Genomic DNA, 16,818 nt, shown 5'->3' with positions numbered 1-16,818 from the left:
GCGCCGCTACCGCCGCGAGGTGGCGGACTCCTCCGCGGGCGATCCTCCGCCCGGAGCCCCGCGCATGAGGGTCACCGACACGAGCGACCTGTGGTGGCGCACCGCCGTCTTCTACAACCTCGACGTGAAGACGTTCATGGACTGGGACGACGACGGCGTCGGCGACCTCGAGGGCCTCGTCCACCGGATCGACTACCTGGCCGAGCTCGGCGTCAGCTGCCTCTGGCTCGCGCCGTTCTACCGGTCCCCCGGCCGCGACAACGGCTACGACATCAGCGACTTCTACGGAGTGGACGAGCGCTTCGGGCACCACGGCGACGTCGTCGAGGTGATCCGGACCGCCCACGACCGCGGGATGCGCGTGATCGTCGACCTCGTCGTCAACCACACCTCGGACCAGCACCCCTGGTTCCAGGCCGCCCGCTCCTCCCCCGACAGCCCGTACCGCGACTACTACGTCTGGCGCGACGAGCCGCCCGCCGATCAGCCCGCGAACGTGTTCCCGGACGCGGAGGACGGCGTCTGGTTCCGTGACGAGGAGGCGGGCCAGTACTACCTGCACCACTTCTACCGGCACCAGCCCGACCTCAACACCGAGAACCCGGCCGTGCGCGACGAGATCGCGAAGCTCATCGGATTCTGGCTGCAGCTGGGCGTCGACGGCTTCCGGGTCGACGCGGTGCCGTACCTGATCGAGCCCGGCGAACGCGACGAGCACGAGTGGCTGCGCCTGCTGCGCCGCTTCGTCTCGCGGCGCTCCGGCGAGGCGATGCTGCTGGGCGAGGTCAACGTGACCCGCGAGGAGCAGCTCGGCTTCTTCGGCGGCGAGGACGCGGACGAGCTGTCGATGCAGTTCGACTTCATCGGCAACCAGCGCCTCTACCTCGCGCTGGCCCGGGAGGAGGCGGCGCCGCTCGTCGAGGCGCTCGCGAGCCGCCCCGAGATCTCCGTCGGCAGTCAGTGGGCGAACTTCGCGCGCAACCACGACGAGCTCACCCTCGACCAGCTGAGCGACGACGAGCGCGACGAGGTCTTCGCGGCGTTCGCTCCGGAGCAGTCGCAGCGGATCCACGGGCGCGGCATCGTCCGCCGCCTCCCGCCGATGGTCGACGGCGACCCGCGCCGCGTCCGCCTGGTCCACAGCCTGGTCTTCTCGCTGCCCGGGACCCCGGTGCTCTACTACGGCGAGGAGATCGGGATGGGCGAGAACGCCGACATCCCGGGCCGCAGCGCCGTGCGGACCCCGATGCAGTGGAGCAGCGCCGCCAACGGCGGTTTCTCGCGTGCCGACGCCTCCGACCTGATCGCCGCCCCTCCCGGCGGCGGCTTCGGACCCGAGCACGTGAACGCGGCCGCGCAGCTCCAGGATCCGGACTCCCTCCTGGCCCACGTGAAGGGCCTCGCCTGGCTGTACCGGCGGTCGCCGGAGATCGGCTGGGGCGAGTACACGCACCTCCCCTGCGACGAGCCGAGCGTGCTCGCGCACCGGATGTCCGCGTCGACCGGCACGACCGTCGCGGTGCACAACCTGGCGTCGAACCCGCGCACGGCGCACCTGACGCTCCCCGACACCCCCGCCGGGGCGCGGCTGGTCGACTCCCTCGGCGGCGAGTCGCTCCCGCTCGGCGAGGACGGCGCCGTGTCGGTGCCCCTCGACGGCTACGGCGCGCGCTGGTTCCGCGTGGTCACGGAGGAGTGGCGCCGGCTGGTCTGAGCGGAGCGGAGGGGCGGGGCTCTTCTCGACAGTCCAGGAGTCGTCGCAGTCGCGCACGAGTGCGACGACTCCTGCGTTCTCGCGCGAGCGAGCCGAGCGCGCGGCTCGAGAGTCCAGTAGTCGTCGCAGTCGCGCACGAGTGCGACGACTATCGGCGTTTCGAGGGGGGCGGGGCAGGAACGGAGGACGAAAGCACCCACCGCACGAAACGTTACGCACCCCAGTCCAGGGCATCGTTGACGCCGCTACCCTCCCCCGCCTACCGTGAAGCGCAACGTTTCGCCCCCGCCGCCGCACCAGGAGGATCCGCATGGCCCCCACTCCGCCGAGCCACCGCGTCCTCGCGAGCGGCAGCCGCATCCCCGCGATCGGCGCCGGGACGTTCGGCTCCGACCGCTACGACGCCGAGACCGTCGGCCTCGCGGTCGAGCACTCCCTCCGCGCCGGCTTCCGCCTCCTCGACTGCGCCACCGTCTACGGCAACGAGCCGCGCGTCGGCCGGGCGATCGCCGACTCCGGAGCCGACCGCGACGAGCTCTTCGTCATGTCGAAGATCTGGAACGACGCGCACGAGCCCGCGGCGGCCGTCGCCTCCGTCGAGCGCTCGCTCGCCGACCTGGGCCTCGACGTGCTCGACGCCGTCTTCGTGCACTGGCCCTTCCCCAACCACCACCCGCCGCACGCCGAGACCGACGCACGCGATCCGCACGCCCGCCCGTACGTCCACGAGGCGTTCCTCGAGACCTGGCGCGCGCTCGAGAGCCTGGTCGACCGGGGCCTCGTCCGGCACCTCGGCACCTCCAACGTCACGATCCCCAAGCTCGAGCGGATCCTCGCCGACGTCCGCATCGCCCCGCAGCTGAACGAGATGGAGCTGCACCCCTGCTTCCAGCAGCCGGAGCTCTTCCGCTTCTGCCTCGACCACCGCATCCAGCCGATCGGCTACTCGCCGCTGGGCTCGCCGTCGCGGCCGGAGCGCGACCGGGTGGAGGGCGACATCGTCGACATCGAGCACCCCGCGGTGCGGGCGATCGCCGACGAGCGGGGCGTGCATCCGGCCGTCGTGTGCCTCGCCTGGGCGGTGAACCGCGGCCAGATCCCGATCCCGTTCGCGGTGAAGCCGGAGCAGATCGAGGCGAACCTGGCCGCCGCCTCCCTGGTGCTCACGGCCGAGGAGCAGGAGGCGCTGCGCGGCGCCGAGCGCAACAACCGGCTGATCAAGGGCCAGGTCTTCCTCTGGCCCGGCAGCACCGGCTGGCTCGATCTGTGGGACGCCGACGGCACGATCCCGGGCTGGAGCGGCTACGGCTCGCCCCGCGCCACCCTGTGACGTGGCCACCTACAAGGATCTGCAGCGGCTGACCGGCCTCTCGCTCTCGACCATCTCGAAGCACTACAACGGGCTTTCCGTGCGCCCTGAGAACCGGGCGGCGATCGAGGCGGCGGCCGCCGAGGTCGGCTTCCGGGTCAACGGCTTCGCTCGAGGCCTGCGCTCGCGGCGCTCCCGCACGGTCGGGGTGCTGCTGCCCGCCCTCGACAACGAGTTCCACCTCTCGATCATCGCGGGCCTCGAGCGGGCCCTGCGCGAGGAGGGCATCGGCGTGCTGGTCGGTGTGAGCCGCCCCGAGCCGGGAGCCGCGGTCGACCTGCTGCTCGAGAAGATGGTCGACGGGATCGTGGCGGTGCCGTCCGCGGGCGACGTCGACGCGCTGCGCCGCGCCTCCGAGCAGGGCACCCCCGTGGTGGCCGTCGACTGGATCGACGACGCACTGGTCACCGATCGCGTCGCGCTCGACAACGCCGGCGCCGGCGCCTCCGCCGCCCGCCACCTCCTCGACCACGGCCACCGCTCGATCGCGGTGCTCGGCGGGGAGGACGGAGTGTCCTCCACCCGGGAGCGGACCGCCGGCTTCCTCGCCGCCCTGGCCGAGCGCGGCGTCCACCCCGCCGCCGACGCCGTGGTGCGCGGCCCCCTGACGGTCGAGAGCGGGGTCGCCGCCGTCGAGCGGATCCTCGCCCTGAGCCCCCGGCCGACCGCCCTGTTCGCGAGCAACCGCGAGCTGACGGCCGGCGCCCTGATCGCCCTCGGCGACTCCGGGCTGCGCGTGCCGACGGACCTCTCCGTCGTCGGCTTCGACAACGTCGAGCTGGCCCGCGTGGTCCGCCCGCACCTGACCACGATCGCCCAGCCGACGGAGGCGATCGCCGCCGAGGCCGCCGCCCTCGTCCGCCTCCGCCTCGACTCCGGGGCGGAGCAGCCCGGCCCCCAGGAGCGGAGGCTCCCCGGCCGCCTGCTCGCCGGCTCGTCCGTCGCCCACCTCCACGACCTCTAGGAGCTCCTCTTGCTGACCACGACCCTCCTCCACCCCGAGATCCTGCACGCGCTCGCCCGCGCGGGCCACGGCTCCCGCGTCCTCATCGCCGACGGCAACTACCCCGTCGGCACCACGCTCGGACCGAACTCCGCGCTGGTGCACCTGAACCTCCGGCCCGACATGCTGACCGTCGACGAGATCGTCGACGCCCTGCTCTCGGCGATCGTCGTCGAGGAGGCGACGGTCATGACCCCCGCGCCCGGCATCGACGTCCCCGCGCAGGTCTCCTTCCGCCGGTCCCTCGACGGCATCCCCTTCACCTCGCTCGAGCGGCACGCCTTCTACGCCGAGGCGCGCACCCCCGACGTCGCGCTCACCATCGCCTCGGGCGACCGCCGCATCTACGCGAACCTCATCCTCACGATCGGCGTGCGCCCGGCCGACGCGTCCTGAGCGAGGGGGCGGGCGGGGCGTCGTCCCGCCCGACCCCGCTCCCTGAGAGTCCACGAGGCGTTCTCACGGCCGGCATCCCTACTCTGGTCGGCGTGGATCTCGACACCCTCCTCAACATCGGCCTCGTCGTGCTGTTCGTCCTCCTCGGAGGCGTCTTCGCGGGCACCGAGATGGCCATCGTCAGCCTCCGCGAGAGCCAGGTACGCGCGATCGAGGCCGGCAGCGAGCGCGGCCGGCGCATCGCCGAGCTCGTCCGCAACCCCAACACGTTCCTCTCCGCGGTCCAGATCGGCGTCACGCTCGCCGGCTTCTTCTCCTCGGCGTACGGCGCCTCGACCATCGCGCCCGACCTCGTGCCGCCGCTGCAGTCGCTCGGCCTCTCGGCCTCCGCCGCCTCCACCGTCGCCCTGATCCTGATGACCCTCGTCATCGCGTACCTCTCCCTGGTGCTGGGCGAGCTGGTCCCCAAGCGCCTGGCGATGCAGAAGTCCGTCGCGTTCACCAAGGCCCTCGCACCGCCGCTCAACGCCCTCGCGCGCCTGATGCGCCCCGTGATCTGGCTGCTGTCCGTCTCGACCGACGCCGTCGTCCGCCTCCTCGGCGCCGACCCGCGCGAGAAGGGCGAGAGCGTCTCGGCCGACGAGGTGCGCGACATGATCTCCAGCAACACCGAGATCCACGAGGACAGCCGCCGGCTGCTCACCGACATCTTCCGCGCGGACGACCGTCGCGTCGCCGAGGTGATGCGCCCGCGCCCGGACGTCGACTTCCTCCGCGGCGCGCTCAGCGTGGCCGAGGGCTACGCGGCGGTCCTCGACCAGCCGCACTCGCGCTACCCGGTGGTCGGCGACGACTTCGACGACGTGCTCGGCTTCGTCCACGTGCGCGACCTGATGTCCGCGTTCCCGGAGGCGGGCCGCGCCGGCACCGCGAGCAGCGTCGCCGACATCACCCGCCCGATCCTCGCGGTCCCCGGCACGACGAAGGTGCTCGCGGCCCTGCGCACCATGCGCCAGGACGGCCACCAGATCGCCGTCGTCATCGACGAGTACGGAGGGACCGACGGCATCATCACGCTGGAGGACCTGCTCGAGGAGCTCGTCGGCGAGATCTACGACGAGTACGACGGCGCCCGCCAGGCGGTCGACGCGAAGGCGGCCGAGCAGCTGCACGACGTCGACGGCGGGATGATCCTCGAGGACCTGGCGGAGCAGCTGGGAATCGAGCTGCCCGAGGGTCCGTACGAGACGGTCGGCGGATTCGTCCTCGACCGGATCGGCCGTGTGGCCGTCGTGGGCGACTCCGTGCTCGTCGGCGACCACCTGCTCCGCGTGGCCGAGACGGACCGCTACCGCATCTCGCGGCTGACCCTCGTGCCGCAGCCCGCGTCGGAGCCGAGCCCGCCGACGGCGCCCGCCGTCTGACGGGCGACCGGCCGCGCCTAGGGCAGAGGGCCCTCCACCCAGCGCGTGGCGGCGCGGCCGCGGGCTCCGGGCTGCGCGATCCACAGTCCGCCGGCGTGCGGATGACGCGCCCGCTCGTCCGCCGAGAGGTCGCGTGATGCGGAGGTGACGACCGCGATGTCCAGGTCCTCGCCCGCGAAGGCGATGCTGGAGGAGTGCGGGGCGTCGATCCTGATGCCCTCGCCCTCGACCGGGCTGCCGTCGGCCTCGAACACCCGAACGCCGCTCCCGCCCCAGACCGCGACCCACACGCGGCCGTCGGCGTCCACGGTCAGTCCGTCGGCGAACACGCCCTCCTCGAGCTCGACGAACGGCTCGCGCGGGCCGTGCTCGGCGTCCGCATAGGAGCGGCGGTGGATCACGCCCGACTCGGTGTCGGCCGAGTACAGCACAGAGCCGTCCGGCGAGAAGCCGAGTCCGTTCGAGAGCCGCAGGTCGTCGTCGAGCACGGTGACGGATCCGTCGTGCTCGATGCGCAGCAGGACGTCGTCGCCCGCCGACTCGCCGAGGGTCAGCGAGCCGACCAGGAGGCGCCCCTGCGGGTCGATCGTGCCGTCGTTGAAGCGGTGCCCCTCCGGCAGCAGCTCGGAGCCGCGCGTGAGGGAGCCGTCGACCTCCAGGATCGCGAGCCGCCGGGTCAGCGCGACGAGCGTCCGCCCGTCGCCCAGGGGCAGCGCGGCGCCGACCTGCTCGCCGACGTCGGTGCGCGAGATCGCTCCGATCCCCTCCGCGGTGACGGGGGCGGACAGGACCGCGCCGGCCTCGATGTCGACCCAGGTGAGGCGGGCGGTGTCCGGATCCCAGACGGGCCCCTCGCTGAGGACGTAGGTGGGGGTGCCCGCGGGCGTCGCGTCGATCATGCCTCCACGCTAGGCCGAGGAGGCGGGCGGTGTCAGGCCCCGCGGGACGGATCCGGGCTCGCGTCCACCGCGCCTCGCTCCGGATCCGGGCCGATGAGCTCCGCGCCTCGCTCCGCCTCCGGGTGGGCACAGATCCCCGGGATACACCCGCTCGGCCGTCCGTGACAAGGGGTGAATAGCCCGGCGATATGGAGCCGCCCGCGGGTCTAGTGTCGTCTCGCCGCGCTCGGGACAGCGTTCCTCCGCAACGACGCCGGGGCGACAGGAAGGCGCTCGCCATGTCGACATCCACCAGTCCGCGCGGCCCGGTCCGGAGCCTCGTGCCCGCCCGCATCGACAGGCTCCCCTGGACCCGCTTCCACTGGTCGATCGTCGTCGGCCTCGGCTTCTCGTGGGTGCTGGACGGCCTCGAGATCCAGATCGTCGCCTCCGCCGGCTTCGCGAAGGAGTTCGGGCTCTCGGCCTTCGAGGTCGGCCTGCTCGGCACGATCTACCTGTGCGGCCAGATCGCGGGCGCCCTGATCTTCGGGCGGCTGAGCGACAAGCTCGGGCGGCGCAAGCTGTTCATCCTGACGCTCGTCATCTACCTGGTCGCCAGCGGCCTGGCGGGACTCGCGCCGAACTACGTCTTCCTCGCCGTGTTCCGCTTCTTCGCGGGCATGGGGATCGGCGGCGAGTACGCGGCGATCAACTCCGCGATCGACGAGCTCATCCCCTCCAAGTACCGCGGCCGCGTCGACATCGCGATCAACGGCACCTACTGGGGCGGTGCGGCTCTGGGCTCCGCGGCCAACCTGTTCTTCCTGAACGACGCGCTCTTCGCCGAGAACGTCGGCTGGCGCCTCGGCTTCTTCCTCGGCCCGATCCTCGGACTGGCGATCATCTACCTCCGCCGCCACATCCCCGAGAGCCCGCGCTGGCTGATGACGCACGGCCGCGAGGAGGAGGCGGAGCGCACCGTCGACGAGATCGAGCGCCGAGTGGAGGCGGAGGGCGGCGTGCTCGAGCCTGTCGACGACGCGAAGGCGATCACCGTGAAGGCGACGGAGAGCATCCCGTTCCGCACCATCGCCCGGGTGCTGCTGCGGCAGTACCCGAAGCGGACGCTGGTGGGCGCGACGATGATGATCACCCAGTCGTTCCTCTACAACGCGATCTTCTTCACCTACGCGCTGGTGCTCGAGAACTTCTACGGAGTCGAGCAGAGCGCGATCTCGTACTTCTTCTTCCCGTTCGCGATCGGCAACCTCGTCGGGCCGCTGGTGCTCGGCCACCTGTTCGACGTGTGGGGCCGGCGGAAGATGATCTTCCTCACCTACGGCGTCTCGGGAGCGGTCCTGGCCGTCTCGGCGGTCCTCTTCAGCATGGACGTCCTGACCGCGACGACGCAGACGATCCTCTGGTGCGTGTCGTTCTTCTTCGCCTCCGCCGGAGCCTCGAGCGCCTACCTCACCGTGAGCGAGATCTTCCCGCTCGAGCTGCGCAGCCAGGCGATCTCGTACTTCTTCACCCTCGGCCAGATCGCCGGAGCGGTCGCCCCCGCCCTCTACGGCGCCCTGATCGGCGACGGCAGCGACCGCGGTCCTCTGACGATCGGCTACTTCGTCGGCGCCGCCGTGATGATCCTCGGCGGCGTGATCGCCCTGATCTTCGGCGTGGACGCCGAGCGCCGCAGCCTCGAGAGCATCACCGAGCCCCTGTCGACCGTGAAGTCCTGAGGGCGGATCGCCGCGAGGCCGGGAGCAGTCCCGCGACGTCTCGGAGCCGGCGTCTCGGAGCCGGAGTGGGTCCGCGTCAGTGAGCCGGGCGGTAGCCGGTCCGGTCGTCGGGGGTGATCGAGCGGAGGACGCGGGCGGGGACGCCGGCGGCGATGGTGAGCGGGGGGACGTCGCGGGTGACGACGCTGCCCGAGCCGATCACGGCCCCGTCGCCGATGGTGACGCCCTGGTTGATCGTGACGCCGCCGCCTATCCAGACGCCGTCGCCGACGACGACCGGCTTCGCGGTGCAGGCACCGGCGGCGCGCTCGGCCGGGTCGAGGGCGTGGTTCGACGTGTAGATCGAGACGCGCGGGCCGAACAGCACGTCGTCGCCGATCGTGATGGGGGCGCCGTCGAGCAGGATGCAGTCGAAGTTCGCGTAGAAGCGGTCGCCGATCGTGATGTTGAACCCGAACTCGCAGCGGAACGTCGGCTCGAGGTGCGTGTCCGCGCCCACCGAGGCGACGAGCTCGCGGAGCAGAGCCTCCCGCTCGACCGGTGGGCGTCCGAAGCTCGCGTTGTACGCGTTCGAGGCGAGGACCGCCCGCTCGCGCGCGGCGACCAGCTCGGGGGTCATGTCGTCGTACACGGCGCCGGTCAGGATGTGCGCGCGCTGGTCCTCGAGGGTCATCGTCGTCCGTTCGTCGGTGTCGACGCCCCGACGGGCGTCCGCGCCCACGCTACGGGGCCGCGCGCCGGGACACCGCTCCTCCGCCGACGCACCGCTCCTGCAGCGATGACTCGATGACGGAGCGGCGTCTCGGCGGAATCGCGCAGCAGGAGCGGCACCTCGGCGCCGCCACGCCCCGCCCCGCTGCAGGCGTCAGCCCACGTGCACGCCCGGTCGGCGGTCGCGGCGGGACTCCGCGCGGCGGAGGACCTCGCGGGTGACGGGGGCGACCTCGCCGGTGCCGGTGATGAGGAAGCGGAACATGTTCGAGATGGGGCCGCCCTCGGTCCACTCGAAGTAGACGTCCGGGATCACGCCGGTGAGGTCGCGGATCTCGAGCAGCACCGTGGCGATGGTGTTCGGGATGTTGCCGCTGGTCACCGTCAGCACGCGGAAGCCGTGGCAGACGCGGCCCTGCACGACCAGGTCCTCCTCGAAGTCGGAGGAGTCGGTGGTGTGCACCTCGAGGAAGAGCACCGGCCCGCGCATGGGCAGGTTGCTGTCGCGCTGCTCCTCCGCCAGCTTGTCCCGGTACTCGGCCTCGGAGCCGTCGTCGGGCTCGTTCGCGAGGATGCGGATCACGCCGTAGTCGTCGGCGTCCGTGGTGAGGAAGTCGATCGCGGCGGCGTCGAACACCACGGAGGTGGCGCGCAGCTGGAACGAGCGGTGCACCCGCGAGACGAGGGAGACCGCGAGGATGCCGACGATGAAGACCGCCGCGATCCGCACGCCGTCGGGCCTCTCGACCACGTTCACGACCGTCGTGTAGACGAAGACCAGCGCGATGACCGCGAAGCCCACGGCGCGCTTGCGCTGCTTCCTGCGCTTCGCCGAGAGGAACACGGCGACGGACGCGGAGGTGATCAGCACCAGCACGCCGGTCGCGTAGGCCCCGCCCTGCGCGTCGACGTCGGCGCGGAAGAGGATCGTGATGACGAAGGCGACGACGGTGAAGACCAGCACGAGCGGACGGACGGCGCCGGCCCACTGCGGAGCCATGCCGTAGCGGGGCAGGTAGCGCGGGACGATGTTGAGCAGGCCGGCCAGCGCGGAGGCGCCCGCGAACCAGAGGATGCAGATCGTCGCGATGTCGTAGACCGTGCCGAAGCCCTCGCCGAGGTACTCGTGTGCGAGGTAGGCCAGCGCGCGGCCGTTGGCCTCGCCGCCCGGCTGGAACTGCGCCTGCGGGATGAGCAGCGTGGTGACGAAGCTCGAGGTGATGAGGAACGCCGACATCGTGACGGCGGCGGTGATGAGCAGCCGCTTCGCCCCGCGGATGCGGCCGACCGGGGCGTCCTCGGTGTCGCCCGCGTCGCCGCGGATCTGCGGCATGACCGCGACCCCGGTCTCGAAGCCGGAGAGCCCGAGCGCGAGCTTGGGGAACACGATGAGGGCGATGCCGACCATGATCAGCGGATTCCCGTGCTGGGTCGTGAGCGCCGACCACCAGTCGCCGATGACGACGGGGTTCTCGGCCACGTGCCCGATCGCCACGGCGATCACGATCGCGTTGAGCAGGAGGAACACGGCCACGAGCACGACCGCGATCGAGATGGCTTCGCGGAACCCGCGGAGGAACACGATCCCCAGCAGGGCGATCAGCCCCAGCGTGAGCGGCACCTCCGCCCCGTGGAACCAGGCGGGGGCGAACGGGTTCTCGACCGCGTGCGCCGTCGCGTCGGCCGCCGAGAGGGTGATCGTGATCATGAAGTCGGTTGCCGCGAACCCCAGCAGCACGAGCACGAAGAGCTTGCCGCCCCACCAGGGCAGCAGGCGCTCGAGCATCGCGATCGACCCCTCGCCGCGGAAGCTCTCGCGGGCCACGCGGCGGTAGACGGGGAGCGCGCCGAGGAGGGTCAGCACCACCAGGACGATCGTCGCGAGCGGCGAGACCAGGCCGGCGGCGAGCGCCGCGATCGCCGGCTGGTAGCCGAGGGTGGAGAAGTAGTCGACGCCGGTGAGGCACATGACGCGCCACCAGGAGTGCGTCCTGCCGGTGGCCGCGTGGGGGCCGGGGTGGGCTCCGGAGTCGTCGCGGAGGCCCTCGAGGAGCCACGCCTTCACCCCGCCCGCGCGCGCGGAGGAGAGAGGGGAGGGTTCGAGGGCGTCGGGGTCGCCACGGACGACGGAAGAGGTCACTGGATGTTTCTACTCGCCGTGAGGAGCGCGCCCGCCCGGAATGAGCGGATCCTCACGCTTTCCTCACGGGTAATCGGCTGGGGAGGGACGTCGACGCGCGATCCCGCGTCGTGAGGGGGTCGTGAGCGTCGCGCGAGCGGACCGTGCGGATCGGCCCGGTACGCGTCCGCGTTCCGTCAGGACCTCCTCCCACCCGCCGTCGCGGGCCGACGATGGCGCTCGTGCACCTGCTCCTCCGCCTCCTCGACGCCGGTCCCCGCTGGGGCCGCCACACCGTCGGCGCGAGCCGGTACGGCGTCGTCCGGAGCGAGCTCGTGGTCTTCGCGCCCGGCACCTCCGTCGAGGAGCGGAGGCGCCTCCGCCTGCACGCGGCCGGTCCGCAGCTGGTCGTGGCCGTGACGGCCGCCGGCGCCGTCGGGACGCTCGCGCTCGACCGGCTGCCGCTCCTCCTGCTGGCCGCGCTCGCCCTGCCGACCGCGTCGCTCCTGCTCCTCTCAGCCCGCTCGACCCGCCGCCTCCGCCGGGCCTGCGCCCGCCGGCTCGTGATCGCGGACGTCGACTCCCCCGCCGTCGCCGAGCAGGCGGCGATCGCGGCCGCGCTGCGGCGGGCCGACCGGCTGCTCGACGCCGGCGTCCTCACTCCGCTCGAGCACGAGGAGGTGTGGGCCTGCGCCCACGACCGGGTCGCGGGCCGCGTGGCTGACCGCCGCTCCCAGCCCCGGGCGGGAGGATCGGGGACGTCCGCCACCGATGGGAGCCCCTCATGACCACACCGCGCCGCGCACTGATCCTCGTCGACGTGCAGCAGGAGTACTTCAGCGGTCCGCTCGAGATCCAGTACCCGCCGCACGCGCAGTCGCTGCCGAGGATCGCCGCCGCCCTCGACTCCGCCGCCGCCGCGGGCCTCCCGATCGCCGTCGTCCAGCACAGCGCGGGCGAGGGAGCGCCGATCTTCGACCCGTCGGGTCCGTCCTTCGCGCTGCACCCGGAGATCGAGAAGCGCCGCTCGGATTCGTGGAAGAACGTCACGAAGCGGTTCGGCACGGTCTTCGCGGGGACCGACCTGCTCGACTGGCTCCGCGAGCACGACGTCGACACGATCACCCTCGTCGGCTACATGACCAACAACTGCATCCTCGCCTCGGCCGCCGAGGCGGAGACGCACGGGCTCCGCGCCGAGGTCCTCTCGGACGCGACGGGCGCGATCGCGATCGCGAACGACGCCGGCTCCATCGACGCGCACTCCCTGCACACCACGCTGATGGCGCTGCTCAACTCGAACTTCGCCGCCGTCGCCCCGACCACCGTCTGGATCTCGGCGCTGAAGGGCGAGTACACGCTCCCGATGAGCAGCCTGCCCGAGTCGGCGACGGCGGGCGCCGCTCGCTGACGGGCACTCCTCCGGACGGATCGGCCGGCTCTACTCTCGGTGCATGGCCCTTCTGCACCGTGCGACGATCACCCCCGGGAAGCTCGAGATCGTGGAGGCATGGGCGCCGACGCAGCCCTGGTGCGAGGGCGGCGGATTCACGCAGCTCGGCGCCTACCGGTTCGACGACCCCGATGGCGAGGTGGGAGTGGAGACGCTGATCGTCCAGTCGACCGGGCAGCCGCCGCTCCAAGTGCCGCTGACCTACCGCGGCTCGCCTCTCGCCGGCGGTGACGCGCATCTCCTCGCGACCGTCGAGCACACCGTCCTCGGTCGTCGCTGGGTCTACGACGGTGCCGGCGACCCCGTCGCGATCGCCGCCTTCGCCACGGCGATCCGCACCGGCGCCCGGGAGGTCGAGCAGCATTTCGAGGAGGACGGGCAGCGCATCGTCCGCCCGCCGACCGCGACGGTGCAGGGCAGCGGATCAGGCGCCGGAGCGTCCGGGCCGCCGTCGACGGTGCTCGTCCGCAGCGACGCACGGACCACCACGACCTCGGCCGACGGTCTGACTCTCGTCCTCGCACGGGTCCTCGCGCCGCCGTTCCTCGAGGGCGAGGAGCGGCTGACCGGCAGGTGGAGCGAGGCGCTCCCCGTCACCCTCGCCGTCCTGGCCTGAACCGGCTCCGGTGGTCCGCCGCCCTCCGTCGCCCGGGTCGTGGGCGACGGACGGCGGCGCGCTCCGGGAGGACCTGCTCAGTGGCCGCGCAGTGCCGCGACGGTCCGAGTGGGACTAGTCGTTCAGGTGCGCGATGGCGTAGTCGGCCTCGTCGCTCGTGAACTGCTCCCCGTACTCGCTGGTCAGCTGGTCGCGGATGGCCTCCGGCGCCATCGCCATCTGGGCCTGGTAGTCCTTGGCCTTCGCCAGCGCGTTGGCGTTCCAGTCGGCGGAGACGGTGTCCACCGCGTACTGCGCGGCCTCGGGCGAGAACTGCTCCCCGTACTCGGAGGTGAGCTGGCCGTACAGGCCCGCCTTGCTCATGTGGAGCATCTCGGAGTAGCTCTGCGCCTTGATGAGTGCCGAGGCGAACTCGGGCGAGACCTGCGCAGCAGCCGCCGTCTCGACAGGCGCCGGGGCAGGGGCGACCGTCTCGACGGGTGCGGGCTCCGCCGTCTCGACGACCTCCGCCTCCTCCGTGGCCGGCACGACGGGAGCGGTCGTGGGCTCGGACGACTCGACGATCACGGCCGCCGGGCGGTCGCTCGAGGCGGAGTTCACGGCGGCTCCGAAGCCGATCGTCGTCAGGAGCGAGGCGAGGACGGCCAGACCGCCGAGGACGACGCCGGTGATCGACATCGCCTTCGACTGACCGCGGCGGAGGGCGAGGATGCCCAGGACGACGGCGGCGATCCCGACGAGTGCTCCGAAGACCGGCACGAGGCCGACGAGGAACGCGACGATGCCGACGACGAGTGCGGCGATGGCGAGGCCGGTCGGGCCGGTCGCGCGGGGGCGGGGAGGGAGGGTCGCCGTGCCGTAGGCGGGGCCTGCGGCGGGTTGGTCGGGGGACGAGGGCGGGGTGTTCTCCGGCGGGAGAGGTGTGCTCATCGCGCGAGTATCGCAGAGCGGCGACGGCCTGCCGCGACATCGAGACGTCCCGTCTCAACACGTCCCTCCCCCTCCCGCGGGATGCCGTTCGGGCACGCCGGACACGGCGTGCCGCGGACCGGAGCGGCACCTCGCGGAGGGAGGACGGTGCGCCTCAGCGCAGCGACTCGAGCACGGCCTCCAGCTCGTCGACGGCGAAGTCGATCTCGGCGGCGGTGACCACGAGCGGCGGCGCCAGGCGGATCGTCGAGCCGTGCGTGTCCTTGGCCAGCACTCCGCGGGCCATCAGGGCCTCGCAGACGGCGCGGCCCGAGGCGAGCCCCGGGTCGATGTCGATGCCGGCCCAGAGTCCCGCGCCGCGGACGGCGACCACTCCCCGGCCGATCAGCGCCTCGAGGCGCGCGTGCAACTGCGCGCCGCGCTCGCGGGCGAGGGCCTGGTACTCGCCGGTCGCGAGCATCTCGACGACCGCGAGGCCGACGGCGGCGGCGAGCGGGTTGCCGCCGAAGGTGGAGCCGTGCTGACCCGGCTGCAGGACGCCGAGCACGTCGGCGTCCGCGACCACGGCCGAGACGGGGACGATGCCGCCGCCGAGCGCCTTGCCGAGCAGGTAGACGTCGGGGACGACTCCGACCAGGTCGCAGGCGAAGGTGGCGCCGGTGCGGCCGAGGCCGGACTGGATCTCATCCGCGATGAAGAGGACGTTGCGGCGAGCGGTGATCTCGCGGACGGCCGGGAGGTAGTCGGCCGGCGGCACGACGATGCCCGCCTCGCCCTGGATCGGCTCGATCAGCACGGCGACGGTGTCGTCGTCGATCGCGGCCTCGAGGGCCTCCGCGTCCCCGAACGGGACCGTGCGGAATCCGGGCGTGAACGGGGCGAAGCCGTCGCGCGCCTCCGCGTCGTCGCTGAACGAGATGATCGTGGTCGTGCGACCGTGGAAGTTGCCCGCCGCGACGATGATGTTCGCCCGGCCCGGAGCGACGCCCTTGACCCGGTAGCCCCAGGCGCGGGCGACCTTGATGCCCGACTCGACCGCCTCCGCGCCCGTGTTCATCGGCAGGACCATGTCCTTGCCGGCGAGCGCGGCGAGCGCCGTGACGAACGGGCCGAGGCGGTCGTTGTGGAACGCGCGGCTGGTCAGGGTGACGCGGCCGAGCTGCTCGCGGGCCGCCTCCAGCAGCACCGGGTGCGAGTGGCCGAAGTTCACGGCGGAGTAGGCGGCGAGGCAGTCGAGGTAGCGGACGCCCTCGACGTCGGTGATCCAGGCGCCCTCGCCGGTGGCCGCGACGACGGGCAGCGGGTGGTAGTTGTGGGCGGCGTGCTCCTCCTCCGCGGCGATGAGGGCGGCGGAGCGGGCGGTGTCGGTGTCGGTGATGCTCATGTCGTTCCTCCTGAGGGGACGATCGACTCTCCAGGAGTCGTCGCACTCGGCGTCGAGTGCGACGGATCGTGGACAGTGGAGGGTGGGTCGGCGCTGCGGGTCGCCGACCACGGGGAGTGGGTCAGCGGCGCAGCTCGAGCGTGCAGCACTTCACGCCGCCGCCGCCGAGCAGCAGCTCGGACAGGTCGACGCCGATCGGGTTGTAGCCGCGCTCGCGCAGCTGGCGCTCGAAGCCCGTCGCGCGGGAGGCGATGACGACGTTGAGGCCGTCGGAGAAGGAGTTGAGCCCGAGCACGGACGCGTCCTCCTCCGAGACGAGGATCGCGTCGGGGTAGAGCTCGCGGAGGGTGCGGTTGCCCTCCTCGCTGAACGCGCTCGGAAGGTAGGCGATGTTCGTGTCGTCGAGCACGGCGATCGCGGTGTCGAGGTGGTAGAACGACGGGTTCACGAGCTCGAGCGTGACGACCTCGCGGCCGAAGACGCGGGCGACCTCGGCGTGCGAGTCGGAGGCGGAGCGGAAGCCTGTGCCGGCGAGGATCCGCTCGCCGACGAGGAGGAAGTCGCCCTCGCCCTCGTTGACCTCCTCGGGGACGCGGACGTCGAAGCCGGCCGAGCGGAACCAGTCCATGTACGCCGGGCCCTCGGGCTGGCGCTCGGGGTAGGTGAAGGAGGCGCCGTAGGCGATGCCGTCGATCACGAATCCGCCGTTGGCCGCGTAGACCATGTCCGGCAGTCCGGCCTCGGGCTCGATCAGCTCGATCGTGAAGCCGAGGTCGGCGTAGGTGTCGTAGAGGGTCTGCCACTGCCGGACGGCGAGGGAGGTGTCGGTGGGGACCTGCGGGTCCATCCACGGATTGATGCGGTAGACGACGGTGAAGTGCTCGGGACGGCACATCAGGATCGTCTTCGCGACGGCGGTTCGGGCGGGTGCCTCGGCGAGCACGGCGGTATCGGTCATTCGAGTCCTCCTGCGAAAGGATGCGGATGAGCGGACCGGGTCCAGTGGCTCCGTGCCCCGCGCATGACGCAACGGGATGGAGCACGCTCGCGCCCAGTCTTGCACGCGCCGATCGTGCGGTTCT

The 16,818-nt window shown here is 72.3% G+C and carries 15 protein-coding genes; 9 read left to right on the top strand and 6 right to left on the bottom strand.

The genetic code is table 11. From position 1 onward, the window contains the following. Positions 1 to 64 precede the first annotated feature (64 nt). The 5 genes from C5B92_RS10210 (at position 65) to C5B92_RS10190 (ending at position 5,906) form a co-directional block, all read left to right on the top strand. Positions 65 to 1,714: an alpha-amylase family protein gene (locus C5B92_RS10210; protein WP_104274468.1), complete on the top strand. Its 1,650-nt coding sequence runs from the start codon at positions 65 to 67 to the stop codon at positions 1,712 to 1,714. Between the two features lie 310 nt (positions 1,715 to 2,024). Further along, positions 2,025 to 3,044 (top strand): aldo/keto reductase, encoded by a 1,020-nt coding sequence (locus tag C5B92_RS10205; RefSeq protein ID WP_104256670.1) that lies wholly within the window; start codon positions 2,025 to 2,027, stop codon positions 3,042 to 3,044. A 1-nt stretch (position 3,045) separates the two neighbouring features. Beyond that, the gene (locus C5B92_RS10200; protein WP_181028798.1) at positions 3,046 to 4,047 is read left to right on the top strand and encodes a LacI family DNA-binding transcriptional regulator; all 1,002 of its coding nucleotides are present in this window, start codon (positions 3,046 to 3,048) and stop codon (positions 4,045 to 4,047) included. A gap of 9 nt (positions 4,048 to 4,056) precedes the next feature. Further along, the gene (locus C5B92_RS10195; protein ID WP_104256668.1) at positions 4,057 to 4,482 is read left to right on the top strand and encodes an RbsD/FucU family protein; all 426 of its coding nucleotides are present in this window, start codon (positions 4,057 to 4,059) and stop codon (positions 4,480 to 4,482) included. Between the two features lie 92 nt (positions 4,483 to 4,574). Continuing rightward, on the top strand, positions 4,575 to 5,906 hold the full coding sequence (locus tag C5B92_RS10190; protein WP_104233863.1) for a hemolysin family protein: 1,332 nt from the start codon (positions 4,575 to 4,577) through the stop codon (positions 5,904 to 5,906). Between the two features lie 17 nt (positions 5,907 to 5,923). Here the strand turns inward: C5B92_RS10190 and C5B92_RS10185 are convergent, their stop codons facing one another. Then, on the bottom strand, positions 5,924 to 6,805 hold the full coding sequence (locus C5B92_RS10185; RefSeq protein WP_104239634.1) for an SMP-30/gluconolactonase/LRE family protein: 882 nt from the start codon (positions 6,803 to 6,805) through the stop codon (positions 5,924 to 5,926). 278 nt (positions 6,806 to 7,083) lie between these two features. On the opposite strand from C5B92_RS10185, the gene C5B92_RS10180 reads away from it, so the two are divergent. Next, complete coding sequence (locus C5B92_RS10180; protein ID WP_104225083.1) at positions 7,084 to 8,523, top strand: MFS transporter; 1,440 nt, start codon at positions 7,084 to 7,086, stop codon at positions 8,521 to 8,523. A gap of 76 nt (positions 8,524 to 8,599) precedes the next feature. Here the strand turns inward: C5B92_RS10180 and C5B92_RS10175 are convergent, their stop codons facing one another. Both C5B92_RS10175 and C5B92_RS10170 read right to left on the bottom strand, forming a co-directional pair. Then, positions 8,600 to 9,196 carry a sugar O-acetyltransferase gene (locus tag C5B92_RS10175; protein WP_104256672.1) on the bottom strand — a complete coding sequence of 199 codons (597 nt, stop codon included), beginning with the start codon at positions 9,194 to 9,196 and terminating at the stop codon, positions 8,600 to 8,602. 192 nt (positions 9,197 to 9,388) lie between these two features. Continuing rightward, entirely contained in the window at positions 9,389 to 11,374 is a 1,986-nt protein-coding gene (locus C5B92_RS10170) for an amino acid permease (RefSeq protein ID WP_374952929.1), read from the bottom strand. 221 nt (positions 11,375 to 11,595) lie between these two features. Between C5B92_RS10170 and C5B92_RS10165 the strand changes: the two genes are divergently transcribed. The 3 genes from C5B92_RS10165 to C5B92_RS10155 are packed head-to-tail and all read left to right on the top strand — an operon-like array spanning position 11,596 to position 13,422. Continuing rightward, entirely contained in the window at positions 11,596 to 12,141 is a 546-nt protein-coding gene (locus C5B92_RS10165; RefSeq protein WP_146078891.1) for a DUF6611 family protein, read from the top strand. Further along, positions 12,138 to 12,764 carry an isochorismatase family protein gene (locus tag C5B92_RS10160; RefSeq protein WP_104256665.1) on the top strand — a complete coding sequence of 209 codons (627 nt, stop codon included), beginning with the start codon at positions 12,138 to 12,140 and terminating at the stop codon, positions 12,762 to 12,764. The genes C5B92_RS10165 and C5B92_RS10160 overlap by 4 nt, the downstream gene beginning before the upstream one ends. Before the next feature lie 43 nt (positions 12,765 to 12,807). After that, positions 12,808 to 13,422, top strand: coding sequence for a hypothetical protein (locus C5B92_RS10155; protein ID WP_104227321.1), 615 nt, complete (start codon positions 12,808 to 12,810; stop codon positions 13,420 to 13,422). 114 nt (positions 13,423 to 13,536) lie between these two features. On the opposite strand, the gene C5B92_RS10150 is transcribed toward C5B92_RS10155, so the two are convergent. The 3 genes from C5B92_RS10150 to ddaH form a co-directional block, all read right to left on the bottom strand. After that, positions 13,537 to 14,352, bottom strand: coding sequence for an Ltp family lipoprotein (locus C5B92_RS10150; protein WP_258061336.1), 816 nt, complete (start codon positions 14,350 to 14,352; stop codon positions 13,537 to 13,539). Between the two features lie 154 nt (positions 14,353 to 14,506). Next, positions 14,507 to 15,736, bottom strand: a complete 1,230-nt coding sequence (rocD, locus tag C5B92_RS10145; protein WP_181028797.1) for an ornithine--oxo-acid transaminase — start codon at positions 15,734 to 15,736, stop codon at positions 14,507 to 14,509. Positions 15,737 to 15,857: 121 nt separating this feature from the next. Then, positions 15,858 to 16,694 carry a dimethylargininase gene (gene ddaH / locus C5B92_RS10140; RefSeq protein WP_104256072.1) on the bottom strand — a complete coding sequence of 279 codons (837 nt, stop codon included), beginning with the start codon at positions 16,692 to 16,694 and terminating at the stop codon, positions 15,858 to 15,860. Positions 16,695 to 16,818: the final 124 nt, after the last annotated feature.

Source organism: Rathayibacter sp. AY1A4, assembly GCF_002930955.1.
Classification (GTDB): domain Bacteria; phylum Actinomycetota; class Actinomycetes; order Actinomycetales; family Microbacteriaceae; genus Rathayibacter.
Note: the sequence above shows the minus strand (reverse complement) of the source record. Positions and strands in the feature narration are given on the sequence as shown.